General features: G+C 50.6%; 12 protein-coding genes and 12 pseudogenes. 13 read left to right on the top strand and 11 right to left on the bottom strand.

Annotated features, from left to right (window positions below):
- Nucleotides 1-98: 98 nt before the first annotated feature.
- Nucleotides 99-594 (top strand): annotated as a pseudogene (gene tnpA / locus LU633_RS00710) (IS200/IS605 family transposase).
- 36 nt (nucleotides 595-630) lie between these two features.
- Nucleotides 631-1,336 (top strand): annotated as a pseudogene (locus LU633_RS00715) (IS6 family transposase).
- Nucleotides 1,337-1,383: 47 nt separating this feature from the next.
- Here the strand turns inward: LU633_RS00715 and LU633_RS00720 are convergent.
- The 3 genes and pseudogenes from LU633_RS00720 to LU633_RS00730 form a co-directional block, all read right to left on the bottom strand.
- Nucleotides 1,384-2,106: pseudogene (locus LU633_RS00720) on the bottom strand (ParB N-terminal domain-containing protein); the annotation flags it as partial.
- A 340-nt stretch (nucleotides 2,107-2,446) separates the two neighbouring features.
- A complete protein-coding gene (locus tag LU633_RS00725) occupies nucleotides 2,447-3,661 on the bottom strand; it encodes an IS91 family transposase (protein ID WP_046371879.1) in 1,215 nt (404 codons plus the stop codon).
- Nucleotides 3,662-3,669: 8 nt separating this feature from the next.
- Nucleotides 3,670-3,810: a hypothetical protein gene (locus LU633_RS00730; protein ID WP_161796965.1), complete on the bottom strand. Its 141-nt coding sequence runs from the start codon at nucleotides 3,808-3,810 to the stop codon at nucleotides 3,670-3,672.
- A gap of 554 nt (nucleotides 3,811-4,364) precedes the next feature.
- Between LU633_RS00730 and LU633_RS00735 the strand changes: the two genes are divergently transcribed.
- On the top strand, nucleotides 4,365-5,825 hold the full coding sequence (locus tag LU633_RS00735) for a T6SS phospholipase effector Tle1-like catalytic domain-containing protein (RefSeq protein WP_016191542.1): 1,461 nt from the start codon (nucleotides 4,365-4,367) through the stop codon (nucleotides 5,823-5,825).
- A gap of 408 nt (nucleotides 5,826-6,233) precedes the next feature.
- Here LU633_RS00735 and LU633_RS00740 read toward each other — a convergent pair whose 3' ends face one another.
- Both LU633_RS00740 and LU633_RS00745 read right to left on the bottom strand, forming a co-directional pair.
- Complete coding sequence (locus LU633_RS00740) at nucleotides 6,234-7,130, bottom strand: Bpu10I family restriction endonuclease (RefSeq protein WP_016191541.1); 897 nt, start codon at nucleotides 7,128-7,130, stop codon at nucleotides 6,234-6,236.
- The gene (locus tag LU633_RS00745; protein WP_016191540.1) at nucleotides 7,123-8,301 is read right to left on the bottom strand and encodes a DNA cytosine methyltransferase; all 1,179 of its coding nucleotides are present in this window, start codon (nucleotides 8,299-8,301) and stop codon (nucleotides 7,123-7,125) included. The genes LU633_RS00740 and LU633_RS00745 overlap by 8 nt, the downstream gene beginning before the upstream one ends.
- Before the next feature lie 459 nt (nucleotides 8,302-8,760).
- On the opposite strand from LU633_RS00745, the gene hmsP reads away from it, so the two are divergent.
- The 7 genes and pseudogenes from hmsP (at nucleotide 8,761) to LU633_RS00780 (ending at nucleotide 18,019) form a co-directional block, all read left to right on the top strand.
- Nucleotides 8,761-10,794, top strand: a complete 2,034-nt coding sequence (gene hmsP, locus LU633_RS00750; RefSeq protein WP_046372330.1) for a biofilm formation regulator HmsP — start codon at nucleotides 8,761-8,763, stop codon at nucleotides 10,792-10,794.
- Nucleotides 10,795-11,016: 222 nt separating this feature from the next.
- A complete protein-coding gene (locus LU633_RS00755) occupies nucleotides 11,017-12,297 on the top strand; it encodes a dicarboxylate/amino acid:cation symporter (RefSeq protein WP_016191538.1) in 1,281 nt (426 codons plus the stop codon).
- Between the two features lie 237 nt (nucleotides 12,298-12,534).
- Nucleotides 12,535-14,028 (top strand): insulinase family protein, encoded by a 1,494-nt coding sequence (locus LU633_RS00760; RefSeq protein WP_016191537.1) that lies wholly within the window; start codon nucleotides 12,535-12,537, stop codon nucleotides 14,026-14,028.
- A 79-nt stretch (nucleotides 14,029-14,107) separates the two neighbouring features.
- Nucleotides 14,108-14,704 (top strand): annotated as a pseudogene (locus LU633_RS00765) (IS6 family transposase); the annotation flags it as partial.
- Nucleotides 14,705-14,967: 263 nt separating this feature from the next.
- Nucleotides 14,968-15,741 (top strand): rhamnogalacturonan lyase B N-terminal domain-containing protein, encoded by a 774-nt coding sequence (locus tag LU633_RS00770; RefSeq protein ID WP_052734721.1) that lies wholly within the window; start codon nucleotides 14,968-14,970, stop codon nucleotides 15,739-15,741.
- Nucleotides 15,742-15,797: 56 nt separating this feature from the next.
- Nucleotides 15,798-17,120: pseudogene (locus tag LU633_RS00775) on the top strand (IS4 family transposase).
- A 50-nt stretch (nucleotides 17,121-17,170) separates the two neighbouring features.
- Nucleotides 17,171-18,019, top strand: a complete 849-nt coding sequence (locus tag LU633_RS00780) for a polysaccharide lyase family protein (RefSeq protein ID WP_016191533.1) — start codon at nucleotides 17,171-17,173, stop codon at nucleotides 18,017-18,019.
- Nucleotides 18,020-18,202: 183 nt separating this feature from the next.
- Here LU633_RS00780 and LU633_RS00785 read toward each other — a convergent pair.
- Together LU633_RS00785 and LU633_RS00790 are read right to left on the bottom strand one after the other, a co-directional pair.
- A pseudogene (locus LU633_RS00785) lies at nucleotides 18,203-18,394 on the bottom strand (ISKra4 family transposase); the annotation flags it as partial.
- Between the two features lie 33 nt (nucleotides 18,395-18,427).
- Nucleotides 18,428-18,965 (bottom strand): annotated as a pseudogene (locus LU633_RS00790) (Tn3 family transposase); the annotation flags it as partial.
- 60 nt (nucleotides 18,966-19,025) lie between these two features.
- On the opposite strand from LU633_RS00790, the pseudogene LU633_RS26040 reads away from it, so the two are divergent.
- Nucleotides 19,026-19,262, top strand: a pseudogene (locus tag LU633_RS26040) (DUF2913 family protein); the annotation flags it as partial.
- On the opposite strand, the pseudogene LU633_RS00795 reads toward LU633_RS26040, so the two are convergent.
- The 3 genes and pseudogenes from LU633_RS00795 to LU633_RS00805 all read right to left on the bottom strand — a co-directional run bounded on the left by LU633_RS00795 (nucleotide 19,259) and on the right by LU633_RS00805 (nucleotide 22,246).
- Nucleotides 19,259-20,184, bottom strand: a pseudogene (locus LU633_RS00795) (Rpn family recombination-promoting nuclease/putative transposase). The pseudogenes LU633_RS26040 and LU633_RS00795 sit on opposite strands and share 4 nt — an antisense overlap.
- Nucleotides 20,147-20,925, bottom strand: a pseudogene (locus tag LU633_RS00800) (ISNCY family transposase); the annotation flags it as partial. The pseudogenes LU633_RS00795 and LU633_RS00800, both read right to left, overlap by 38 nt.
- Before the next feature lie 508 nt (nucleotides 20,926-21,433).
- Nucleotides 21,434-22,246 carry a DUF4225 domain-containing protein gene (locus LU633_RS00805; protein WP_016191525.1) on the bottom strand — a complete coding sequence of 271 codons (813 nt, stop codon included), beginning with the start codon at nucleotides 22,244-22,246 and terminating at the stop codon, nucleotides 21,434-21,436.
- A gap of 185 nt (nucleotides 22,247-22,431) precedes the next feature.
- Here LU633_RS00805 and LU633_RS00810 point away from each other — a divergent pair.
- Nucleotides 22,432-22,751, top strand: a pseudogene (locus tag LU633_RS00810) (DDE-type integrase/transposase/recombinase); the annotation flags it as partial.
- Nucleotides 22,752-22,902: 151 nt separating this feature from the next.
- On the opposite strand, the gene kdgK reads toward LU633_RS00810, so the two are convergent.
- Complete coding sequence (gene kdgK / locus LU633_RS00815; RefSeq protein ID WP_016191523.1) at nucleotides 22,903-23,835, bottom strand: 2-dehydro-3-deoxygluconokinase; 933 nt, start codon at nucleotides 23,833-23,835, stop codon at nucleotides 22,903-22,905.
- Between the two features lie 274 nt (nucleotides 23,836-24,109).
- Between kdgK and LU633_RS00820 the strand changes: the two are divergent.
- Nucleotides 24,110-26,125, top strand: a pseudogene (locus LU633_RS00820) (AsmA family protein).
- Nucleotides 26,126-26,408 lie beyond the last annotated feature (283 nt).

Genomic DNA, 26,408 nt, shown 5'->3' on the forward strand with positions numbered 1-26,408 from the left:
GGTGATCGTTCATGTGGGGCTTTGCCCGTAGAATGCCCATGCTAAATACTGCCCCGGTTTGTTACCAGCAAATCAAGGAGTAACAAGGAGTAAATAGCATGAGCAGATATGAATCCGCTTCCCACGTATTATATAACTGTCAGTATCATCTTGTATGGACACCGAAGTACAGATACAAAATCCTCAAAGGTCATCTCGGTAAAGAGGTTTACCGCAGCATCTACTATTTACAGCAATATGAAAAAATGCACAGTAGTTGAGCTAAATGTGCAGATATATCATATGCATCTGGTGGTGAGGACGCCGCCGGGCTTGGGTGTTTCTGAGTTGATGGAATTTGTGAAAGGGAGAACGGACATCAGGCTGTTCGAGAAGTTTCCTTATCTCAGGAAGCACAAGCTTTGGTGTGACCACTTTTGGCAAAGAGGGTATTTTGTGGATTCGGTGGGTGCAAAAGAAGAAGTAATTCGAAGGTATGTGCGGTACCAGGACAAAGTTGCCAAAGAGGAAGAAGAAAGGCAAATACAGCTCGGACTGGAAAGGTGGTGTTTAAGCCCCCTTTTAGGGGGCACTGTTGCAAAAATCTGGAGGTGATAAACTCATCGTCACCTTTTGCTGACGGAGCAGCACATGAATCCATTCAAAGGACGGCATTTTCAGCGTGACATCATCCTGTGGGCAGTGCGCTGGTACTGTAAATACGGCATCAGCTATCGTGAGCTGCAGGAAATGCTGGCCGAGCGCGGTGTCAACGTTGATCACTCCACGATTTACCGCTGGGTTCAGCGTTATGCGCCTGATAATGGAAAAGCGGCTGCGCTGGTACTGGCGTAACCCTTCAGGGTTCTGCTCCTGGCATCTTGATGAAACGTATATCAGAGTTAACGGCCGATGGGCATACCTGTACCGTGCTGTTGACAGCAAAGGCCGCACCATCGATTTTTATCTTTCCCCGCGCCGTAACAGCAAAGCGGCATACCGTTTTCTGGGAAAGATTCTGAACAACGTGAAAGGCTGGCAGAGCCCCCGCCTCATCAACACCGATAAAACCCCCACCTATAGTCGCGCCCTGGCGTTACTGAAGCGGGAAGGCCGGTGTCCGCCTGATGTTGAACACCGGCAGATTAAGTACCGGAATAACGTCATTGAATGCGATCACGGCAAACTGAAACGGATAATCGGCGCCACGCTGGGATTTAAATCCATGAAAACGGCATATGCCACCATCAGGGGGATTGAATTCATGCGGGCATTGCGTAAAGGACAGGCGGAAAACTTTTACTACGGCCATCCTCTGGGCGAGATGCGTCTGGTGAGCAGGGTTTTTGAAATTTAAGGCATTTCTGTAATACAAAAGGTACAGCATCAAGAAATTTGCAACAGTGCCGACGCGCCCACAAAGTGGAATTTATCGCTGCGGGTTGACACTTCCTCCTGTGTAATCAGCCTCCTGATAACACTGACATCCGGTTCACGATTCCAGCCGCGCTCCCTGGCCGCTTCCAGTACCTGCAACTGGCGGTTGTGATCGCTTTCCAGCGCCAGCGCCTGAAGGATAGCGGGAGCAAGGTCAGCCAGCTTCAGCATTCGAAGGACGTGGCGGGTGCTGTATCCCAAAAGAGCGGCGGTTTGCGCCACGGTTTTACCTTCGTTCACCATTGCCCGAAATCCGGCAATTTGTTCTGCGGGATGCATGTCACAGCGCTCACCGTTTTCGGTCATGTAAGCGGCCACCGCGAGGCTGGCAGGGATGACCTTCACGGCAACGGGGTGATCCGGTGCAATTGCGCCCTCCCCGGCCAGGAGCACAAGCGCGGCGAGGCGTCTGCCACCTGCGGTGACGCCGTACCGCCCGTATGGCAGGGCATGTACCACCAGATTCTGCAACAGGCCCACCGTGCGGAGAGTTTCAGCCAGTCTGCGAACGGACTCGTCAGGGTACGGGATGGTGCGCACGTTAAGCGGTGATTTAATCAGGCCAGACAGTGGAAGCACCGTGACAGGTGTCGCATCAAGCGCGACTGCAAGCTCGCTGTCTGTTGCGGGTGAAACACCTTTTTTTCTGGTTTTGGCAGGTGATTTTGTTTTAGACTCGTTCACTGACATTATTGATACCTCACTGATATTGATAACTGTCTGCCGGAAAGCCCATCTTTCCGGCACCTTTTCTCTTCCTGTACACACAGGTCACTGGCTTAAAAATCAATGTCATCCATCGGATCGCTGTACGGGGGCCACTCCCCTTCTGGAGCATGCTGTGGGTCCGGTTGAGGGGCGTTCTGTTGCGGCGCGTTCATGGTTAGGAAACTGAATCATCGTTTTAAAAATTTCCTGACCATGAGCAGCAGTGTCTGTAATGCAGTAATGATGTGCCATCGGGAACGTTATGGTCATAAAATGGCATTTGCGGCGCGTTTTTAACCTGAAAGCTGTTTTTCAGACGCACTTATCCCGCAGTCTGTGCCAGAAGCCATCGTTTCCGGTCGATGTTATGCAGTCTTTCTGCCACCAACTCCGACGCGTGCCTCCCGGCCTGCGCACTGCTGAAGCGCAGTCGGTTGCCGCACAGAATGCATTTGTACGGATCCGTGCGCAGAAATTCTTTCATCAGCGCGGCGAAGCCGGGCTTCTCCGGTTTTTTCCGCGCTTCCATCTCCAGGGCTTCATACACCTTCGGCAGCAGGCTACCCCGTTTACGGTTTGATAAAAAACCGTAATAACGCACCATCTTAAAATGCTTCGCCGGGATATGGCTGATATAACGTCCGATCATATCTTCCTGCGTCAGCGTCTGCTGCCGGTACTGCTGCGTACGGTGGTCGTAATAGTGGTGCACCACCGCGCCGCCGCTGTAGTGCCTCAGCTTCGCCGCCGACACGGGGGGCCGTTTCAGGTACCGGCCCAGATATTTGACGCTCCGCCAGGCCCCCCGGGTCTTCTTCGCGAAGTGGACCTTCCAGCGGCGCCCGTACTGCGCCTGCAGATAGCGCAGCCACTGTTTTTTGTCGTGGATATGCCCCAGCCCCGGCAGCCTGCCGGGGTTAATCAGGTCATAGCTGTGGCGCAGCAGCCGGATGACGGCTCCGCGCCAGATTTCCTCCACGGCATGCTTTTTAAAGAAGAGGTCGCGCCATACGCCGTGTTTAATATCAAGCCCGCCGCGGGTGACGGAGAGATGAATGTGGGGATGCTGGTTGAGCTGGCGACCGTAGGTGTGCAGGGCGCAGAAGATACCGACTTCCACACCCTGTTTTCTGGCCCAGCGGAGCATGGCGCGGGTGGCTGCGCGGAACAGGGCATTGAGCAGAGGCCAGTTATTGTTGAAAAAGGGCCACAGCAGATGGGGCATGGTGAAGGTGATATGCTGCCAGTCGCAGTCGGGCAGAATTTGCTGTTGCTCTGTAATCCACTGCTCCGTGGCCTTATGTCCGCAGGAGCTGCAGCCTTTTGATTTACAGGTCTGGCAGAAGAAGCGGGTGTGGGTGCAGTCCGGGGAGGCGCAGCAGTATCGCTTCACCCCCATGGCAGCAGTGCCGCAGGCGAGCATGCGCTCGACGCAGAGTACGGTCCAGGGGCTGAGGGTGTCCCCGTGTTTATCCATATACCGGTTCCAGGCGTCATCAGTGGTGAACAGCAGTTTTGCCGGGCGCGGGATATACATGCGGCGGATTATCGCTCTGCAGTGGCACCGGTATTATAGTGCCAGTCGTCACAGTCATCGGCCCAGTTGTCGGTGTGTTTATCCCAGGGAGCGAAGGTCACCGGCAGCATGCCGGATTCTGTGGCGATAATAAACACATCGGCTGGCATGGACTCAAGGACGACATCGCCGTCGGGTGAGTCAGGCGGCTCAAAGCCGCGGATGATGCAGACGAGAGGCGGGTCGAAGTGTGTATCGAGGAAAAACTGTGGCCCCAGGTGGACACAGTGACGAATGGCATCCTGCGGAGTGTCGTAAAAAACTCGTCGGGGTCGTCATAATCGCTCCGGGGCGGAATGGACACCAGAAAACGCTTAGGATATCCGGGTATAGCGCGTCGGGACGAGGGCGTGGGTTTACGCTTTCTGGGGGCTTTGCTACGGGCCATGTGAATGATTTCCTGAGAAATTAACATACCGCAGAGTATAAAGCTGTGAGCCGGTCATGAACACCCTCGGAACGGCAGAGCCGTGACGCTCGCCCTGTAAGGGCGCTATGTTCAGTCTGCAATTGCTGTCCTGGATGGACATGAAGGATCGTTAATTAACTGAGTCAGTTACTCATTTTTACCGATGGATCGGTAAAATCTGAGGCGGCGATGGGATTGTCTGGCTATGGGTGTGGGGGTTTACTAGGGCAAATAACGGAGAATAGCGGAGCCCCTATGAGCCCCCCTTGCATCACCCCGCCGGATAACCACCTCACTCAGCCACCCACCAAAGTTATCTTCACTCTCGGCATTTTTTTTGACGGTACGGCAAACAATGCGCATAACACCACGTCTCATCTGGAGGCGTGTGTCGCGGCGCAGGCCAACCACCGCGGTAGCCATCTTGGTTATTACACCAACATTCACTGGCTGAATACGCTGTATAAAACCGATTTAACCGCTGCTGAAGGCGTGCTGCAACAGTCCCTGTATATCGATGGTATAGGTACACAAGCGGGTGAGCAAGATCGGCTGCTGGACAGTGCTTTCGGCACGGGTGAGCGTGGTGTGTTGGCAAAGACGGAGAAAGCGATCAGGGCCGTTGCCACGCAGCTGCAGTCGTTTTTTGCTGAACGGCCGGATGCGGCGTCCTGCATCGTCAGCGACGTACAATTCGACCTGTTTGGCTTCAGTCGCGGCGCAGCTTCGGCCAGGCATTTTGCCAATCGGGTATTTAATCAGGACTGCGCCCTTACCGCCGCGCTCAAGGAAGGATTGAACGGCGTGCAGTATCAGGGGGCAGCTGTCGGTAAAGTCCGTTTTCTCGGTCTCTTTGATACCGTTGCGGCAATCAGCAGCGCAATAAATGGTTTCAATCCCAACAGTGCTGATACCGGAAACGTAAACCTGATGCTGCGTCCCGGCGTAGCGGAGCGGGTTTTTCATCTGACTGCACAGCATGAGTGTCGTTTTAACTTTGCACTCAACAGTGTTAAACCGGCCTGGCCAGAGCTGGCATTACCGGGTGCCCATGCTGACATTGGCGGCGGCTATCATCCGCTGGATGAAGAGGATTATTTTCTCACGCGGCCACAATTTGTCACGGTTCCTCTGGAGACGGATGACCAACAGACCGATGCCTGGCGGCAGGCCAGCGAGGAGTTTACGGCGCTGCGCCGCTATCCGGCCAGCGAATTACTGATTGCCAATAACCCGACGCAGCTGGTGAGCTGGCACGATGAGCGTATGTCGACAGACCATTACGGCACGATGCAAAAACGCAGTGCGGCGGCGGTGGTCCTGCGCTGCTGCGTACGCAACGACTGGGCAAAGGTGGCGCTGCGAGTGATGATGGACGCGGCCACCGAGGCAGGGGTGCTGTTTATGCCGCCCGAACCCACTATAGCGGAACTGGCGTTGCCCGGTGATTTGGAAAGCCTGTGTGAAAAAGCCATCGCGCTGGGTCGTTCAGTAAGGCGTGGACAGGAAGCGCCGGGCTTTACCACGCCGGAGCTGAATCTGCTGGCAAGCCGCTATCTGCATTGTTCGGCCAACTGGAATGATGTGCACACTGATAAAGACGGTAAGATTGTCGGTGCGGTCAAACCAGCCAGCGTGGTGTCTTTCGTTAACCGACCTGACCGCGACTGGCAGCGGACGGTTTATACGGTTGATGGCAGGAAAGCGGGCGCATAGAAAAAGTGAGTGTGACCTTGCGGAGGATTGAGCAAAGGCCAGTATTCTTGCAATGTCAGTGTTGCCTGCTTTGCCGGACACCTTTGCCTGGGGCAGACTCGTGTTACCACAACAGATAATCAGTTTGTTCCCTCAAACCACGCCATTCCCCTATTGTGCAAGGTTTGGTAAAACGTGGAGCACTCTCTGCCTGGTCATTTAGCGATAGCATGAGGGCTGCTGGCACGTTTCGCTGCGTGCGAACACATGCCAGACTAAACGCGTGATGCAAAAAGGAATATATTGTGCAGTGCGATTGGCGTTGAAAAGAGATTCCGCGCAAGCATTGGCGATGCGCGGCTTCACGACCATATTTTGCAACGCTTGATTGATCGCCTTTCACACGATGATTGACGGCTCAAAAGCGATTTATATTAAATATCCATTTTGCAGGCCATAAGCGATACCGCTATCCCAGTCCGTTGTAAGAAAATCTCTCACAGTATTGAACAGATGAGAAACGACCTCATCATAGATTGGATTTTTGATGTATCCTGCCTTGTATCTTAATTCTCTGTCGGTGTTTTTCTGCTTTCTTAGAATATAAATTTGGTCAACTTTATATTTTTTTAGATTAACTTTCTCGGTTAACTTTACCCATTCGGCGACAACAATATAAACAGCGTTTGGGTTTTTTAATTTAAGCTGTTCGGCTGCTGTAGATACATCCTGTAGCATTGTCTTGTCCAAATAGGTTTTACATTCAATGGCAAGAGCAGGTATGTCCCAGAGATGGTTCTCATAAAATTCAGAACCATTTACTTTCATCTTTGCGTTAACAGTGATTCCGATAGAAAAATCATGATCTTTGATTTCAACAATGGCCGATGGTTTATTCACCATATCTTTATATGACTTTGATCTGAAAAATATGTCTTTAAAGGAGTGAGTTTTACCTATCAACGCATGAGGTGAAATCTCTTCAACCATATCTTTGAACAGATAAAACATAAACTCTTCTAATACAGATGAGTGAAGGTTAGAACGTGAATCAAAGTGTTCTGCATATTTTTTATCGTCAATGAAATCTTTATAATCATTCAGCAGCTTAACTTTTCCTGTGATGATTTTTACATCATTTTTGTTTTTTTCACAGAACGGGCCTTTCAGGGATAAGTTATCGCCTTTCCATTTTTCGTATCTTTTTTCAATTTCAGATAAATAATCAACAGATTTTTTGTCCGTATACTTATCCTTGCTCATTTTCTTTTGATAAATGTTATTACCATGAACGAAAACCGTATTATTTGATGTTGCATCACTCATCAAAAACCTCCTTAAAAATATTCTCAGCTATTGCCTGAGAGAGTAATGGTGGCACGGCATTGCCAATCTGGTTATATTGACATAAATATTTTTCGTCAGTTCTTCCTTCTCTTTGCAAAAGTTTATGGCTTACCACGGTCGGTTTGCCTTTGAAAACATACCAGTCTGGAAAGGATTGTATTCTCGCGCCTTCGCGTGCAGTAAAGTTTCTGTGGATGTTCGGGTGGACAAAGTTTGCATAAAAAGAAGCAGCTATAGTGTGGCACGGTTTGTCAGGGTGCATTCTTCTGTTATTTTGATCGTAGACTTTGTCTGATATTTCTTTACCGTTTCTTCTCATTGGTTTTAAATGTTCCGGGACATCAGATGTTGATTGCCCCCAGGACATAGAAGAAAATCGTTCAACTAATCTTTTAGAGTGATTCATTGCTTTGTGATTAAATACGAGATTTGATCTTTCTCGTAGCATCATTTGATATTCATTTTTTGCTGGTAAATGATAATTCATCGCTTCAGATCCCTCTCTGGCCTGAATCTCAGGGAGATCAGATATAGCATCCCATAGCGTGGGCGTTTTTAGGCATCCATTTTCGCCATTAATATTGTGGGTGGCTTTCGGGAACGGGTGTTTTAGTTCTTTTTTAGAAGCGATGATGAACAGTCTTTTTCTAATCTGAGGAACGCCATAATCTGTTGCTTCAAGCACTTTATCATAAACGAAATAGCCCAGATTTTTTAATTCTTCTTTGATAATGTCAACAACGAAAACGCCTTCACTTGTCCTGGCTTTAACGATGTTAGGAACATTTTCCATGATAATGACAGGAGGACTAAATAACCTTCCGATACGAAGAAACTCCTGGAAAAGTGTATTTCTGGGATCTTTCGGGTCCCCATTTTTTCTATTAGCAATAGAATAGCCCTGGCACGGTGGGCCGCCTAACAAAATATCAGGCCGGGAAAATATGGACAGGATTTCATCATCCTTCATTAAGGCGATGTCTTTTTTGATGACCATCGTTTCAGGATGGTTTGCTGTAAACGTCTCGCTTGCCCAGCTATCTATTTCTATTGCGCCTTTAATTTCAGCACCGGCTAAATGAAACCCTAAGCTGAAACCACCTGCTCCGGCAAAGGTATCCAGTACTGTTATCGCTCTTTTCTTATCCATTTCTAACCCCATACAAATAGCATCGGAACGATATCAGATAACCGTCTTTCTTTGGTTTTTTTCTTATATCTTCAATGGTATTTTGATGGGAACGGCTGCTTAAGTCTGAAGCGGATAGCGGTACTGGTTCTGCCAGCGGCAGACGTATGGATGGCGTCACCTTGCGGGCCACCGCGCGCACTCGCTACCGGGCGCGAGTATGGATCTGTAACGGGCGAAGGATTACACTGCCATCCATTACTTTATATTCATTGTTCGATGACGGGATGGTCAGGCGATGTGCCAATGCTGTTGCCGACGCCGTATGTCGATTTCCATTAGCCTCTCACTGGCCAATTCATTGTTAACCTTGCCAGGTTATGCCTGGAAAGTGTTTAATCCAGATCCTGCCTTATGGGCAACATCTGTCCGGGACGTTTTTTCGCCGCTATGGCGGTCTTGGCATTGCGGAGAACAGGCTTGCGCGTAAGTCGTTCGTTAACGATAAAACAGATGGCGACGGTTTCAGGCGTGGCGACCGTCACCATCTGTATTTTTATCGTCATTCAACTTTTTCATTTTGTGCAGCAGCGCAGAATTGACTACGCCCAGCAGATGGAGAATGTGGCGCATACTGTGCGGCAACCGCTGTCGCAGGCGGTGCTCAAGGCGGATACCAGCCAGGCGGGGCGCATTCTTGCATCACTAAAGCCAGCAGGCATCCTTGCCCAGGCCGATGTGGTATTACCGAATGGTATGCAGGCGCTGCATACCGATTTTGAACTGGCGCGGCCCGTACCGGAATTGATTGCCCGCCTGTTTGAGCTGCCGATAAAAATTACTGTGCCGCTCTATTCTCTGGAGCCTTCTAACCCGAAACCGCTGGCCCTGTTGGTTTTGCAGGCGGATTCCTGGCGGGTTTATCAGTTTATCCTTAGCGCACTGTCAACGATGGTGACCATCTGGCTGTTAATGGCGCTGGTTCTGTCCGTGTCGATAAGCTGGTGTATTAACCGACTCATCGTCCGTCCGCTGCGGACGATTGCCACCGCATTGCAGGATCTGCCCCCTCAGGAGGCGATTTTCCATCAGCTGGCTTTGCCTGCGCGTCATCGCGATGATGAATTAGGCATGTTGATCCGCAGCTACAATCGTAATCAGCAGGTTTCGGAGTCGGTGTACAGCGAGATGAGCCGATTGATCACCCGCGTTGCCCTGACCAATTTGCCGAATAAAGCGCTATTTCTTGCGCTGCTTGACGAGCATCTCAATTCACTTGTCGGCGATGAATCGTTCACCGTGCTGATTTTGCGTATTGAAACGCTGCTGGAAGCGAATGGCGTGGTGGCGGATGAGCAGCGTGATGTCCTGTTGCAGACGCTGCTGGAAAGGGTTAAAAGCGCCATCGACAGCCACACTATTGTGGGGCAACTTTCAGGTAGCGACCTGGTGTTATTAGCACGACGGGCAAATAGCCCCTTCCGGGCAATACGGTTGGCGCGCCAGCTTTTGCTGCGTCTGAATCAACCGGTGACGTTACAGCAAATGCAGTTGCGTCCGAATGTCTCTATCGGTCTGGCGCAGCGCGATGACAGCCAGCTCAATGCGCAGGATTTTATCAGCCGTGCGGCGTCGGCAATGATGTCTGCCCGTTATCAGGGCAAAAATCAGATTTTGTTTTTTGACCCGGCGATGATGGATCGTGCGCACAAGCGTCTGACGCAGGAGCACAACATTTTGCAGGGGCTGGCAGAGGAGAATTTCTCGCTGTTCTTGCAACCGCAGGTGGATATGCGTAACGGGCAGCTGGTCGGTTCGGAAGCGCTTCTACGGATGCGTCAGCCGGATGGAAGCTGGTCGCTCCCGGAGGATCTGATCGTCAATGCAGAAGAGATTGGCGTGATTGTTTCGGTGGGCCGCTGGGTGTTTGAGGAATCCTGTCGCGTGCTGGCTGCATGGCAGAAAGCCGGGGTGACGCTGACACTCAGCGTGAATCTCTCCGCTGCACAATTGCTGGAGCCGGACATGGTGACACATCTTCGCGATCTGATTGAGCGCCACCGTATTTCTCCGGACAGCCTGATGCTGGAAATTACCGAGACCGCACAGCCTAGTGAACCTGAGCTGGCGTTGCGTTTATTGGGCGAGTTACAGGAGCTTGGGGTGGCGGTGGCGTTGGATGATTTTGGCATGGGCTATGCCAATCTTAACTGGCTCAGTCAGTTTAAGTCGCTGCCAATTAGCAAGCTGAAGATAGACCGCAGTTTTGTATGCGTATTACCCCACGACGACACTATGGTGAAAATCGTGGCGGCCATTGCCGATATCATCAGACTTGATGTCATCGCTGAAGGTGTGGAAACACCGCAGCAGCGCGACTGGCTGCTGGCGCGGGGGATCTTTATTGGCCAGGGCTATCTTTACTCAGAAGCATTGCCGGTTCAGACGTTTAATGAGAAGTATTTTCCTGGCTGGCAGGATGCGGAGTCAGAACGGCTCCCTCAGGAGGGCTGACGGAAGATGAAGCCCGATTGCCATGCGCGGTATTCTTTTTCCCATAGCATGCAAGCCCGCGTTGGTGACGAGCTGAAGTGATTCAGCTCTTAAAACGTCAAGCAAGAGTGTTAAGAATGTGTCAATTTATATAAATCCAGTTAACGAGGTGTTAGTTTTGCGCGATGTTTGACGATAACTACAACGAACCTGACCGTCATCAATCCGTTAACGGGTATTGCTATGAAAACTTCTCTGTTTAAAAGTCTTTATTTCCAAGTCTTAACTGCTATTGCTGTCGGTGTACTTCTCGGGCATTTCTGGCCCGAACTGGGTACACAGATGAAGCCGCTGGGCGATGCTTTCGTCAAATTGATCAAGATGATCATCGCTCCGGTGATCTTTTGTACCGTGGTGACGGGTATTGCCGGAATGGAAAGTATGAAAGCGGTGGGCCGTACTGGTGCCGTGGCCCTGCTTTATTTTGAAATTGTCAGCACCGCCGCCCTGATTATTGGTCTGGTGGTGGTCAATGTGTTGCAACCCGGTGCCGGCATGAATGTCGATCCCGCCACGCTTGATGCCAAAGCGGTAGCGGTTTATGCCCAGCAGGCGGAGCAGCAAGGTGTGGTCGCTTTTCTGCTGGATATTATCCCTGGCAGCGTGATCGGCGCTTTTGCCAGCGGCAATATTCTTCAGGTGCTGTTATTCGCTATTCTGTTTGGTTTTGCCCTGCATCGTATGGGTGACAAAGGCACGCTGGTTTTCAACTTTATTGAAAGTTTCTCCCGCGTAATCTTCGGCATTATCAATATGATCATGCGTCTGGCACCCATTGGTGCATTTGGGGCCATGGCATTTACCATCGGTAAATATGGCGTTGGCTCATTGTTGCAGCTGGGCCAGCTGATTATCTGTTTTTATATCACCTGCGTGTTGTTTGTGGTGATTGTGCTGGGGCTGATTGCTCGCGTGGTAGGCTTCAATATTTTCAAATTTATCGCCTATATAAAAGAAGAACTGCTGATTGTACTGGGTACCTCTTCGTCTGAATCCGCGCTTCCGCGCATGTTGGATAAAATGGAAAAGCTGGGTTGTAAAAAATCGGTGGTCGGTCTGGTCATCCCTACCGGTTACTCTTTCAACCTTGATGGCACATCCATTTATCTGACCATGGCCGCGGTATTTATTGCTCAGGCCACCAACGCCCATATGGATGTTTTCCATCAGATCACGCTGCTGGTGGTGCTGCTACTGTCGTCAAAAGGCGCGGCGGGGGTGACGGGCAGTGGTTTTATCGTGCTGGCGGCAACGCTTTCTGCCGTCGGGCATCTGCCGGTTGCCGGGCTGGCGCTGATTCTGGGTATTGATCGTTTTATGTCAGAGGCGCGTGCACTGACCAACCTGATCGGTAATGGTGTAGCGACCGTTGTGGTCGCGAAGTGGGTCGATCAACTGGATGAGCAGAAACTTCATCAGGCTCTTTCCTCGCCGACTAAGGCTAAAGAACTGTCAGAAATCTGATGATGGCCTGTTAATTTACTAAAAAACCCTACAAATGCCCGTCGTGACTTGCCCTCGAGGCGGGCATTTGCATAATAACCCTCAACGATTTTATCATTTTTTACTTTCCGGTGAGATTTCCTGGCCGGGGCGTGGTCTAACAGGCTGTTCTTCTTAATTGACAGTGTTCCCTGCCAGGCGTTGCAGGTGAAAGACCGCCAGTGATTATTTTTGGTTTGTGATTGAGTAGGGGTTTACATGCAGGGCAGCAGAATTCGTCTTTTAGTTGGTGGGGTACTGCTGATCGCTTCCAGCGGTAGTGTTCAGGCTGAAACACTGCAACCCGATCCTGCCTGGCAGCAGGGAAAACTGAATAATAATTTCAGCTGGCAGATTCTGTCCACGCCTCAGCGTCCCAGCGATCGTATTGAAGTTCGTTTGATGGTAAATACCGGCTCGCTGATGGAAAATGTCCAGCAAAGTGGATACAGCCATTTGCTGCCACGTCTGGCGCTGGTGCATAATGCCAAACTGGATACCGCCCGGCAACGTTCGCTGTGGCAACAAAGTATCGATCCCGACCGTCCACAGCCACCAATTGTCACCTCTTATGATTTTACCCTTTATAATCTGAGCCTGCCGAATAACCGCCCTGAATTGGTGAAAGAGGCCCTGAGCTGGCTGGCCGCGACCGTGGGTGAAATGAACATCAATCAGCAAACGGTCAATACGGCCCTGAACATGGACGACCCTATTGCCAGCTGGCCTGCTAATCCGCAGGATGTCTGGTGGCGTTATCGCCTTAAAGGGTCAGCGCTGTTGGACCATGATCCGTTAAAGCTCGCCAGCGCCCCGGTTGATTCGGAAAAACTTAATGCTTCTTACAAACAGTGGTACACGCCGGATGCCATGACGCTGTTTGTGGTGGGTAACCTTGACAGCCGAAATCTGGCCGAACAGATTAGCAAAGCGTTTTCGCCGTTGCAGGGCAAACGTACCACGCCAACCCCCATTCCCACGCTGTCACCCTTAGCGGTGCACCCGGTAAGCCTGGTGAATGGTAATCTTAACCAGGATCGCCTCTCTCTGGTGTGGGACTCTGCGTGGCATCCGATCGTCGACTCGCAGAATCTGCAACGTTACTGGCAGGGCGATCTGGCGCGGGAAGCGTTGTTCTGGCATGTTCAGCGCGTTTTGAGCGCAAACAAAGCGCAAAAAGTACAGGTTGGTTTCGATTGCCGCGTGCTGTATCAGCGTGCGCAGTGCGCAATTAATCTGGATGCTGATAATGCCACGCTCGCCAGTAACCTTAATCTGGTGGCACATGAAATGGCGAATATCCGTGATAACGGCCTGCCCCAGGAAGAGTTTGACGCGCTGATGGCGCAAAAGACCGCAGAACTGAGCAAGCTGTTTGCGACCTATGCCCGCACCGATACGAATGTGCTGATGAGCCAGCGTTTGCGTTCGCAGCAGAATGCGGTAGTGGACATCGCCCCTGAGCAGTATCAGAAACTGCGCCAGAGCTTCCTGTCAGGCCTGACGTTGCAGATGATGAACCAAGAACTGCGTCAGCAGTTGTCACAGGATATCACCATGGTATTGATGCAGCCGCAGGGTGAAGCAGAAACGGATATGCAAAAGTTGCAGCAGAACTGGCTGAAAATTATGCAGCCTACTGCACCAGCGCCTGTTAACATGCTGGATGAAACCCGGCCAGAAGTTTCAGATATCCCTGCTCCACAGAACTGAAGATGTGCGCCTGTCTTTTATCGGAGGCCGGGCGGGCGCAGCGGCCTGGTTTACCACTTGCGCGCCCGCGGCCATTCATTTACCAACACTGGAAGAAATGATGGCGGAGCGCGGTACTGTCGTTGGCCCTTCCACACGCCATCGCCGGGTCATCCGTCTGGTGCCGTTACCGGACAGGGCATTTCGCCGGCATAAACGTGCTGTGCGGGGCCACTGGCGCATGGACGAAACCCACATCAGGGTCAGAGGGCAGTGGAAATACCTGTACCGCGCCGTCGACAGACCGGGACAGACCATCGACTTTTTGTTGACCGCCTGGCGTGATGCCGCCGCGCTGCGTTTCTTTCGCAAGGTTATCCGTCACTACGGTGAACCTGAAGTGGTGACGATCGCTAAAAGCGGCGCCAGTACCGCCGCCCTGGCAACGCTCAATGCCGACAAACCCGCTGAGGAAAACATCACCGTCAGGCAAAGCAAGTATCTGAACAACTTAGTTGAGCAGGATCACCGCAATATCAGACGCCGGATACCAGATGCCGGGATTTAACTTGTTTCGCCGTGCACAGACGCGGCTGGCCGGCATCGAACAGCTCCACATGATACGCAAAGGACAATATCAACATCCACAAAGTGATGGATTGTTCCCGCGGAACAATTCTGTCTGCTGGCTGCCTGAAAAACAGGCAGCAGCCTTTCTGCCGGTCCACTGCCGTTAATGCGACAGAACCCACAGGGCATTATCTGAACATAAAATACTATCATCCCGAAATCAATTACCCGTCGCAAAATGAGAAATAACCATTCTGAATTGAGTCTTTTTGATCTCGTTTATTTATTCTTTAGTAATAAAGTAGACGAAATTCAGTATGGTAAATAAGGATCGGAATCAGACATCCATACTGTAAATAGCCACCACTCCATATAAAAGGATGCCATACTATGGGAAATGTTAGTGTTGTTGTTGATGGGCTGAAACTGATTATGAAAAATGATTTTTTCTCAGCTACATTTACAGATGGTCATGCAACAAAAGTTCTTATAAATAACCAGAATATTATCGGAAACTTAAATGGTAAAAAAAGTTTCTACATTGATTACAATGACGGAGAAAATATTTCTTTTGTGCCTGATTCTCTTGAGATTGTTGAGTTAAATGAAGATTTTTCTCATGTCGTTTACGCGCAATCCTCTGCATCCAGAATTTCAATTGAGCAGCACTATATCATTACTTCTGGAATGAGCGGGATATACTGCTATGTTATCGCACGCAATAAAACAGATAAGAATCTAAGTATTGATGAATTCCGTCTGGTCTGTCGTTTTGATCCGGATCTGATGCCACTGGTACACAACGGTGAAATTGAGATGCAGCCCAAAAGGTATTCTGAACTGGAAAAATACACCAAGGTTCAGGATGAAACCTGGCAGTTACCTGATGGTACTTACTATTCAAAATATGACCTTGCCCGCTTCGTACGAGACAAGAATTTCTGCGGTGTATTAGGCAATAATACTGGCGCATGGTTTATTCATCCCAGTCATGAATATTTTTCAGGCGGCCCTTTAAAACAGGACCTGATCACTCACCAGGATTCTCTGATGATTGTTTATATGTCAGGCGCACATTTCGGTACACCGAAGCTGGAAATGCCGGCGGGGTTTCAAAAAATGTATGGCCCATGGGTTAATGCCGATCATTTAAGGATCGGTTGACCGATCCGGTTTATGCGGTAAAAAGGGTTCTATGTTCATCATGGAACCCTTTTTAAATGGAACTTTCCCAGGCCCTCGGCATCATCAATGCCGCCACTCCTGAGCGCGCCCGTAGTCTCGCCGACCTTATTCCTCCCGAGCTTATTCAGCAGGCGCTCACCCTGACCGATACCGTTACTTTGCGTAAACGTAAACTTTCCCTCGAATCCATGATTTGGCTTGTCGTTGGGATGTCCATTTTTTGCGATCGTCCGATGACCGAAATCGTCAATCTGATGGATATTACTGACCGGACCGGAGCTCCTTTTACCGCACGCAGCGCTGTCATTCAGCGCCGTAAGACTCTGGGTGAAAATGCAGTGCGGGAGCTTTTTGATATCACACAGCAGCACTGGAATCAGCAGGCTGCACATCCAAAATGGCACGGTCTGAATCTGTTTGCTGTCGACGGCGTGGTCTGGCGTACCGCCGATACGCCGGAAAACAGAGCCGTCTTCAGTAAACACAGCAGCCAGTACGGCGAAGGCGGCTATCCTCAGGTGCGAATGGTTTGTCTGATGGAGCTGAGCAGCCATCTGATCGCCGCCAGTGCATTCGACAGTGAAAAAGTCAGTGAAATGCGGCTGGCTGAGCACCTGACGGAGAAAACCCCGAATAACAGTATCACCCTGTTCGATAAGGGATTTTATTCGATGGGTCTGCTTCATCACTGGCAGACAGCAGGAGAACACCGTCACTGGTTGTTGCCGTTGAAAAAACACGTACAGTATCAGGTGGTTCGCCGTTTGGGGCGTGGAGATGAACTGATATGCCTGAAAACCAGTCCACGAGCCAGGAAGCAATGGCCAGGGGTCCCGGAAGAAATGGTGGCAAGACTGCTGACCCGCAGGGTAGACGGTAAAGAGAGGCAGGTGCTGACGTCACTGACAGACCCGAATCGCTATCCGGGTAAAGATATCAGCGAGCTATATCGCCACCGCTGGGAAATAGAACTGGGCTACCGGGAAGCAAAGCAGGGTATGCTGGACAGCCGGTAGACATTACGCAGTCGCCTGCCGGAGCTGGTGAGACAGGAGCTATGGGGGGTACTGCTGGCTTATAACCTGGTGCGATATCAGATGGTGCAGATGGCGTTCCATCTGAAAGGAGATTACCTGCCTTACCAGCTGAGCTTCAGTGGAGCGATAAGCGAAATAATCCGGATGCTGATAACCCTGCCCTGGGCTTCGCCGGGAAAAATGCCGGGAGAACTGAGAACCCTGTATGAACAGGCGAAATGGCTTGTGTTACCGGGTAGAAGAGAGCGAAGTTACCCGAGAGAGTTGAGGGTAAAGAGCAGGAAATATCCGGATAAAAAGGTTGCTGGTCACCTTAAGTGACCAGCATTAGCCCATGGGTTATTCATTTTAACCAAGGGAGTAATAGCGAGATGATCAACGATGTGATCAATCAGAGCAGTAAAGAAGCCGCGGCATGGCCTTACCACTGGGTCGATGAATCACTGTATCCGCTGTCACGCGGCAGCGTGAGAGGCAAAATTAACGGTGTCGTTAGCGAGGTTGTGTTATCGCCCGAGGATGAAGAATTTGATCTGCAGGTCCGCGGCTATAGCTGGCATACACGGACCAACAGTGACGGCAGCTTCCGTCTTGATAGCGTTCGGCCGGGACGCTGGCTGCTCACGGTATATCCATTATCAGGAGCAGCTGTTGGCGCATTAGTGCATAAAACAGTCATCGTGGCGGCTAACGTCGATACTGATATTGGTGAGCTGGGCATCGCAGAACCGCAAAATGTGTTGTGGCAAATTGGTGAAACGGATCGTCGCGCCTCGGGATATCAGTACAGTGGAAATCAGCGAAACTATCGCTGGAAACTGCTGCCACCCGCAGATCTGACCTTTACTGTGGGCAAAAGTGATCCTGCCCGTGAATGGTACTATGCGCAGACTCAAATCGGTAGCTGGAACGTGGAATTTGAAGATCGTGCCGATGGTGCCGGACGTTCTCTTAAACTGGGCATCGCTGCCGCGAGTAGCGCATCCATTGGTGGCTCTGCGCCAACACTGCATGTCTATCTGAATGAAACGCTGCTGGACACGATTTCTTACCCGAATGATAAATCTATCTATCGTGGGGCTACGCTATGTGGCAATTATCATCTGGAGACATGGGTTATCCCGGCAGCGTTAGTGAAGGATGGAAAAAACACGCTGAAACTGACTCTGTCAGGCGGTGCATTCATGTACGACAGCTTGGTTTATCTGCTTAACGCTTAGGAGAGAGATTCTTAAGTGATCCTGACCTGCCATTCCTCTGACGAACTCCCGATAGCAGGCAGGCAAAAAAAGACAGGCATAGCGTTTGGGTGATCGACTGATTGTGCAACCCGTTCAATGAGATTAACGCTGTGCCTGTCTGCCGGATAAAGAGAGCATGAAAAACCCAGGGGCAGTCGTGAGCTATGCTGCCATCGCAGATAACTTCCCGCCACTCTGTTCGTCTATCGTGCAACCGGGGTACCCGCTGGCAAATTTATCCTGCAGCTCGTTATTCAGAATAGCGGTACGAGTCTGTAACAAATAATGCGCACCTTTTCTGCTCCACTGCATCTGCTGCTTTTGGGCCATTCGCCTGGCGATCACTTCGTTGATGGGCTCCGTTTGGGAAACGGAACATATTGTACGTTAAGGTTGTTTTTTATACTGACTGACATCAACTGGTCGCAAAGGATGATACTTCCCTTCAGCCAGTTTTTTTGGTTCGCCAGATATAGTCTCCCGTCAGATTAATGTGTTCCCAGCCCAGTGGAGACAGGTGTGACAGCAATTGATCATTGAGTGGTAGTCCCTTCTTTTTCAAATGGTTAATGGCGTTTTCTATATACACGGTATTCCACAATGTGATCGCGGCTGTGATCAGCGTAAGGCCACTGGCGCGGTAACTCTGGTTTTCCAGACCACGATCCCTAATTTCGCCCAGACGATGCATGAAGACAGCTCTGGCAAGGGCATTGCGGGCTTCTCCTTTGTTCAGACCGGCCTGACCCCTGCGACGCAATGCAGGATCACGAAACCAGTCCAGCATAAACAGTGTTCGCTCAATGCGGCCGATTTCCCTCAGCGCTTTAGCAAGCCCATTCTGCTTCGGATATTCCTGACTGGATGCATTTATTAACGTGATACCGACATTGTCGTTAAGCACTTCGAACCACCTTATAAAAATATGGGGTCTGGTTAAAAAGTAATCTTAACGTACAATAATTTTCGATATCCAAACTGACCCCAGGAATGGTCCGGCCGGAATGCTGTGGAGCTCAGTGCGGGCGTGAACGGTATTTATCTCTTACGGGCCAACCTCGATGTCGCTTTTGACGACAACGGTCGACAAATAAATCAGCTGACGGGGAACGTAGCGGGGGGATGAAGCCGTTTAATCGCTGTGGCTTGCAGAGCCTGGTGCCTCCTGCCCCACCAGTATTCGCTGATGGCCGAACAGGGAGCGCCAGGAAAGGGTGATTAGTGGCGGATTTGCGCCAGATCGTCTCCAGTCAGGCCGGTCATTTTCATGACGGTATTGCGGTCGATACCGTTCTGGAGCATGGTACGGGCAATTTTCAGGGTCGCTTCGCGCTCACCTTCTGAACGACCTTCCTGTTTGCCGAGCTGAATACCTTTCTCGATACCCTTCTGTTCGAGCTGTTGTGCGATGGTCATAAGTGTGTCTCCGTGTTGCGGCACACGCTGTGCCAGTTCGCGTACAAAGGCTTCTGCGTCGGATGTATATAGTGTATCAGCGAAATCACCTGTGATGAAGACAGATAACCGGCCAGTAAAATGGGCACCAGCCGGTCAACCAGTTCTGCCAGGTCTCGCTGATGAATATGTTTCTGCAGCAGGGTCAGAGCGGCCATGCTGCGATGGCCAGCAATTTCATCATCCGGAATGACCGTAACGTCTACCAGCGGGAAAGCGCGGCTGTAGAGTTTGTCTGCCAGCGCCGGATCGTCAAACTCATCCAGCCACCGGGTGGAGTACGGATACGGGCTGCGTTTACCCGTGTAGAACAGCACCAGTATCACCAGTGGCAGTTTTTATGCCCTGCCTCCAGGTGGCGCTGCATGGCGGCCACCGCATAGCGTATCAGGCGGAAAGCCATATGTTTGTCAGGCGTTGACTGGTGCTCGACCAGGAAATGAATATGTTCGTCGACGGCTGTAGAGGACGTCGCTGAAATACTGGCGGAGATCATCCTCAACGAACGAGCCGGACTCCAGTTTCAGCGTGCTGAGATCGCAGATGGCGCGCAGCTCTGCGGGAAGGCGGATTTCCATGAAATCACGGGCAATGTCCGGTTGCGTCAGGAACTGCCTGAACGTGGCATCGTGAGGAGTGGGTGTGCTGCTTTTCTTTGATAAGCCTGTCCTGAAGCGTCTGGTTGGCACGTTCCACGCGGCCTTTGGCCTGAGAACTGTTAGAGCAGATGAGTTCGATCCCCAGCTCATGAAGCACATGCCCAAACTGTGTTGTGCCGGTGTTTCTGTGCTCAGGCTGGCTGACCCGAAATATTGCATGTTTATCGCTGTAAAATGCGACAGGTTTTCCATGTTTATCAATGTACTGTCGCGTTGCGGTCATATAATCGAATGCTGATTCCGTCTCACCAAAACGCAGGTGCAGCAGGTGTCCTGTGGCACCATCAATATAAACCGGCAGACGGCATTTATCCGCACGGCCTTCGAACCAGCCATGATGAGAGCCGCCAATCTGAATAAGTTCACCGGGACAGTCACGGCGATAGCGCGGCTGATAAACCCGTGGTTTACGTCTGGAATACGGAAACCAGAGGCCATCAGCAATCATCCATTTCCTGAGCGTTTCAACAGAAACGGAAATATCGTGACGTTCCCTTAGTTTTTCAGCGGCCAGTGTGGGGCCAAAATCACTATAGTTTTCGTGCAATAATGCCAGTGTTCTCAGCTTCAGTGATTCAGGTAATCTGTGGTTGCCGACAGTGCCATGGCGAAGGCTTACAAGACCAGCAGCGCCCGTATCTCTGAAACGATTTATCAGCCGCTGAACCTGATGTTCAGTTAACTCAAGCCGGACGGCTGCATCACGCGGCGCATATGCTTTTCGACAACAGCCTGAATAACGTTAACCCAGTTTAACTCTTTATCTGACATGGCCACTAACATCCGAATGTCCTTGCGGCAAAAGGTTTGAGCCTTTATGCCGTAAAAAGTGACATCTCTGAATGGGAGAAAAGTGACATTACTATATTGGTGCTACACAGGTGGTTCTGCTAACGGGTGTTATGGTAAATTCAGACTGATTTTGTGATTATTGAGTGGGTGAATTAACAGATAAGGATGTTAGTGTTATGGAGTTCAGCGTAGAGAGCCTTTTGAAATCGGGTTTCACCAAGCGAGAGTTACGATATATCTATAATAATATTTATAGCTTTGGAGGAACTCTGGAGGAAATCGTAAGGGATTTAGCGAAAAGATTTAAAATTTTAATTTTTATTTTATCTTTTTTTTGCTTGTCTTTTATTATCTCTTTGTTTTTTCCACCTTATGATAGGCTTATATCCTACGGTGTAGGTTTGATAATAGCATCTATTATATTAGTATTTATACAGCCGCCAGTTATTTCATTTAAATGCTGGCGGTTCTGTAGGGGGAGTAAAAATTAGTTATTTTCTTTGCTGAGAAGGTCAAATATCACTTTGGCCTTAACGCCATAACCGGCTATCTTCATGGTAAGCTTGGGATGGCTCATGGTATTTATTTTTCGGTAAAAATCTGCTGGAATGTGGCGGAATAGTCTCCATGTTTCAGGCCGTCTGGACAATCCGACAATGCTGTAAACACTGGCAGTCAGAGAAATGGCATTATAAGCTGCCAATCCAGACTCAGGTTTAAATCCCATAAATTTTGCTAATTGCATTGCGCCATCGCCAAATATTCCTTCTGATGTTGATTTTGTATCACCTGTTAATATATCAATCTCCTTTGTTATACCGTTAGCGCCATCGGCCACAAGGATTGCACCAGCTAATACTCCTATAGCTGGCATTGTTGCGATCATTACACCGCCAGCAATTAAGGTTAAACTTGACGCAATAATTTTAACGGCACTGATCATATAGCCGACAATCTTATTATTTTCCCGTACGAACTCCACCTGGGCGTAAAGTTTTGCAGTTTTCATCCGTAGCATCCGCCCCTGCTCTTCAAGGATTTCGTTCTCTGCTCTCAGGTTTTTGATGCACGCCATACACTCTTCATCGGATGTTGCACGTTGTGCAGCGGCGAACTGCTGTTCGACAACCGCCTGTATCTCCCGGACAAAGTTTATTCGGGTCAGTCCGTCCTGAAGGTGGGCTGTGGCCAGCTTATTCGCTGTACTCACCAGCTTTCTGGCCTCAAGGTTTACCATGGTTTCAGCCCATGCCTGATTTCTTCCACCTGTGCGAGACATATTCAGTAGCGCGTGATCCATACCTGCTCCTTGGTTGTGATTATCCCTGTGTTGGGGTTCTGTGCCGGAACCGCCGAAATTTACGGCGCAGCGAATTAGTCGATTTTTGAAACATATTTGGCGTGTGCTGACGTGTCCGTTTATGGGGTCCTGTCGCATTAAGTAGCCATCAGGGAACATGTTGTTTTTTGTGATGTTACCTGCCCATGTCTCCGATCCTGACATCCTTCAAACGCCTGCACTATCCCGTCGACATTATTGCCCGGTGCGTCCGCGGGTATCTGGCCTGTGCCCTGAGCCTGCGTAATCTGGAAGAAATGATGGCGGAGCGCGGTACTGTCGTTGCCCCTTCCACACGCCATCGCCGGGTCATCCGTCTGGTGCCGTTACCGGACAGGGCATTTCGCCGGTATAAACGCGCTGTGGGGCACCACTGGCGCATGGACGAAACCCACATCAGGGTCAGAGGGCAGTGGAAATACCTGTACCGCGCCGTCGACAGACCATCGACTTTTTGTTGACCGCCTGGCTGCTCTCTTTGCCGCGGTTTGCCAGACGGTGACAGAGCTGGCTGGAGGTAAGTGCTGCGGCAAATAGCAAAAAGTCGGTTACCGCTATAGCCCTGAGCATCTTCAGATGTGCGGTTCACCGACTTGAATGGTTTTGGGCAGACTGACTCAGGCGGGCATCGCCGAAAGTGGAATAATTGCCCCGCGATGCTGAATCACCGTGCTGGCTGTCAGATGTCCGCGTCTTGCCGCGTCTTCTGCACTGCCGCCGGTTAATCTGATGGCAAGGTAACCTGCGCTAAAGGAATCCCCGGCGGCTGTTGTATCGACAATGCGGTTGGCGGCAAGCCTGATGGCAGGGACATCAATCAACGGTTGCTGATAACGCGACACAACACAGGATTCAGCCCCACGTTTCAGCACGATTTCGCTGACGCCCACCGCGTGAGTCCGGGTGATCACCTGTTCAATGCAGGTATCCCCCCACAGCAGCTTTTCATCGTCGAGCGTCAAAAAGGCGAGATCAGTGCAGGCCAGTATTGCCTGGTAGGCTGTGCGTGCTGCCGTGGGTGATGACCACAACCGTGGGCGGAAATTATTGTCAAAAATTACCTTCCCGCCGTTTTTTCGACAGGTGACCAGCAGCGCCATCAGTGTTTCCCGACTCTGCGGGCTGAGGATGGCCAGGCTGATACCGCTGAGATACAGATAGTCATAGTGAGTAAGCTGCTGACATATTTTTCCGGCGTGTTCACTTTCCAGCCAGAAACGGGCGGCGGCGTCGTTGCGCCAGTAGAGAAAGGTTCTCTCGCCCTGTGCATCTGTTTCAATCAGATATAAACCCGGCAGCTTATTTTCCAGGCGCTGAACCAGCATCGTTCCGACGTTCTCCTGCTGCCACGCGTTAATCATCTCGCTGCTGAAGCTGTCCGTACCCAGCGCCGTGACGTACTCGACGTTCAGCTCGGATGGTGCGACCTGGCGTGCAAGGTAGACTGCCGTATTCAGCGTATCGCCGCCAAATCCCTGGCTCAGTCCATTGTTTTTCTTCGTAAGTTCAATCATACATTCGCCAATAACGGCGATATTTCTTTTTTTCATGTCCATTAACTCATCCTGAATTTGTTTCAGTCTCGCCGCCGTATCTGGCAGTGTCAATATTTTAAAACGCTGTTTTATTTCAGGCAGTGAAAACTCACTGAGACACCGGTTTGATAACGTGAAAAAGACGGGGCGAACGAACGTCCAATTCTGGCGCGTTAAAAATAACCCCGTGAACCCGACGGCCCTGTTCGGGTGTGACCACGGCAGATAATGAAACAGAACGACAGCCGCATCCCGTCTGATGCTGTTTTTGTTTGCCTCGACGCTTTAACTGAACAGAGAAGTACGGAAGAGGACGAAGCATGTTACGCACGGGAAAATAGCGAGCTGGATAGTCGGTATTTTTTTGCTGCTGCTGGTAGTCGCGGTGGTTGTCATCGCAACATTTGACTGGAACCGACCATCAATGAGAAAGCCTCTGCAGAACTTAACCGGCCTTTTGCCATCCGGGGGGATCTCGGGGTGTCGTGGCCTCATATCCACGCCGAAGACATCATGCTGGGCAACCCGCCAGACATCCCTGGAATCACTATGGTGCATTTACAGCGGGTGGAAGCGCCGCTGCACAAACAGGTATTTATTCCCTGGATAGAATTGCAGCAGCCTGACGCCCGGCTGATCCAGACCGCCGATCGCCACAATAACTGGGCATTTAATCTGGCAGGCAGCGATACAGCCGATGCCAATCGGCAACCGTCCGCGTGGTCTTTCCGCCTTGATAATATTTTGTTCGATCGGGGAAATATTGTTTACCGCGACGCGATAAACAAGGCAGATGTGAAGATTGCGGGGTCTCCTCTTGGCAAGCCTGTTCCGTATGCGCAGGTAGCGGGCAGTAAAGACGATGTTGCCAGCAAAGACGCATCGGATTTTGTTTTCGGTTGGCAAGCCAGCGGAACCTGTAACACCGAAAAGCTGCAGGGTGAGGGAAAAATCGGCGGCATGCTCTCGTTGTGTAGCAAAATCAATCCTTTCCCGATACAGGCTGATGTGCGCAATGGCACCACGTACGTGCAGGTTGCGGGCAGTTTGCAGGACCCGCTTAACCTCGGCGGTGTTAACATCCGCCTGCGTTTTGCGGGTGATACACTGGCTAACCTGTATGGTCTGACGGGTATCTTACTGCCGGATACGCCACCTTATGAAACGGATGGTCATTTGATTGCCCGGTTCCAGCAGAAAACGGGGCCAGTGTTTCATTATGAAAACGTCAATGGGCATATTGGCGACAGTGATATTTACGGTTCCATGACCTGGAACCAGATAAAACTTTGCCCCAAACTGGAAGGAACGCTCGAATCCCGCCAGCTACACATGGCCGATCTTGGCCCGCTGATTGGTATCAAATCAGGCAAGGGCAGCGACAAAACGGAAAAAGCGAAGGTAGCGAGGGGGGGCATCCCGTCAGCCAGCCGATCATGTGTTGCCGCATGATAAATTTGATACTAAAAGCTGGGACGTGATGGATGCTGACGTAAAATTTAACGGCAAACGCATTGAGCACAGCGACTCGCTGCCGTTAAGCGATATATACATACGACTGGTACTGAAAAACGGCGATCTACTGCTGGGTCCACTGCGTTTTTGCATGGCAGGCGGCAATCTCAATACCATGATCCACATGGCAGGTGATACCACGCAAATGCGGGCCAGAGCAGACCTTCATGTCCGTAATCTGAAGCTCAGGCAGTTGTTTCCCGGGGTCAAGGCGATGCAAAGCAGCATGGGGCAGATGAACGGGGATGCTACCCTGAGCGGTACGGGAAATTCGGTGCAGATATCCTTGCAACCAGTAATGGAGAACTGAAACTGTTAATGAATGATGGGGTGATTAGCTGTAGCCTGATGGAGATCGTCGGCCTTAACGTGGGTAGTTACGTAATGGGGGAATGGTTTGGCGATGACGAGATACGCATCAATTATGCGGCCGCTGATTTGAATATTACCAATGGGCTGGCATCCAGCCGCCTGTTTGTGTTCGATACGGAAAACGCGGTGATTAATATTATCGGTACCACTAACTTCGCCAACGAACGGATGGAGCTGTCAATCAATCCTGAGAGCAAAGGTTTCGTATTATCACTCTGCGTTCACCACTGTATGTGCGTGGCACCTTTAAAAAACCCGGATGCGGGTGTGAGGCGGGTCCGTTGCTAGCGGGGGGGCAGCCGTTGCGTTGGGTGCGGTGGTCACCCCAGCGGCTGTGCTCCTGGCGCTGATTTCACCCAGTAATAATAAGCAAAATCAGGGTAAAAATGTGCTTCAACAGATGAAAAGTAAGAAATAGGCCGTAATCGGTAAAGCGCGGTCAACTGTATGCAGGACAGCGAAAATGCCGGGTTCAATGCCCTGTTTGCGGATTTGTCATAATATGCTCATGGGGAGCATATTGAGCAGCTGTCGGTGTCTGCCGGAACCTTATGGGGCCGGGTAAGGATGATGTGAACCAGCTGCTATCGGGAAAGATAACGCCAGCTGTCTGTTCTGGTGTTTGCAGGCCTGAAACTGGAGTGCGTTGACAAAAGCAGGAGGGGAAAAGCATGCCAGTAACTTATAAAAGGTGCTGGCAT

This window comes from Erwinia tracheiphila (genome assembly GCF_021365465.1).
GTDB classification, from domain to species: Bacteria; Pseudomonadota; Gammaproteobacteria; order Enterobacterales; family Enterobacteriaceae; genus Erwinia; species Erwinia tracheiphila.

What these genes read in the sequence shown, in the direction of transcription:
- LU633_RS00725 (WP_046371879.1), bottom strand. Translation starts at nt 3,661, where the DNA reads ATGTATATCCCGCGCCCGGCAAAACTGCTGTTCACCACTGATGACGCC.
- LU633_RS00730 (WP_161796965.1), bottom strand. Translation starts at nt 3,810, where the DNA reads ATGCCAGCCGATGTGTTTATTATCGCCACAGAATCCGGCATGCTGCCG.
- LU633_RS00735 (WP_016191542.1), top strand. Translation starts at nt 4,365, where the DNA reads ATGAGCCCCCCTTGCATCACCCCGCCGGATAACCACCTCACTCAGCCA.
- LU633_RS00740 (WP_016191541.1), bottom strand. Translation starts at nt 7,130, where the DNA reads ATGAGTGATGCAACATCAAATAATACGGTTTTCGTTCATGGTAATAAC.
- LU633_RS00745 (WP_016191540.1), bottom strand. Translation starts at nt 8,301, where the DNA reads ATGGATAAGAAAAGAGCGATAACAGTACTGGATACCTTTGCCGGAGCA.
- LU633_RS00755 (WP_016191538.1), top strand. Translation starts at nt 11,017, where the DNA reads ATGAAAACTTCTCTGTTTAAAAGTCTTTATTTCCAAGTCTTAACTGCT.
- LU633_RS00760 (WP_016191537.1), top strand. Translation starts at nt 12,535, where the DNA reads ATGCAGGGCAGCAGAATTCGTCTTTTAGTTGGTGGGGTACTGCTGATC.
- LU633_RS00770 (WP_052734721.1), top strand. Translation starts at nt 14,968, where the DNA reads ATGGGAAATGTTAGTGTTGTTGTTGATGGGCTGAAACTGATTATGAAA.
- LU633_RS00780 (WP_016191533.1), top strand. Translation starts at nt 17,171, where the DNA reads ATGATCAACGATGTGATCAATCAGAGCAGTAAAGAAGCCGCGGCATGG.
- LU633_RS00805 (WP_016191525.1), bottom strand. Translation starts at nt 22,246, where the DNA reads ATGGATCACGCGCTACTGAATATGTCTCGCACAGGTGGAAGAAATCAG.
- kdgK (WP_016191523.1), bottom strand. Translation starts at nt 23,835, where the DNA reads ATGAAAAAAAGAAATATCGCCGTTATTGGCGAATGTATGATTGAACTT.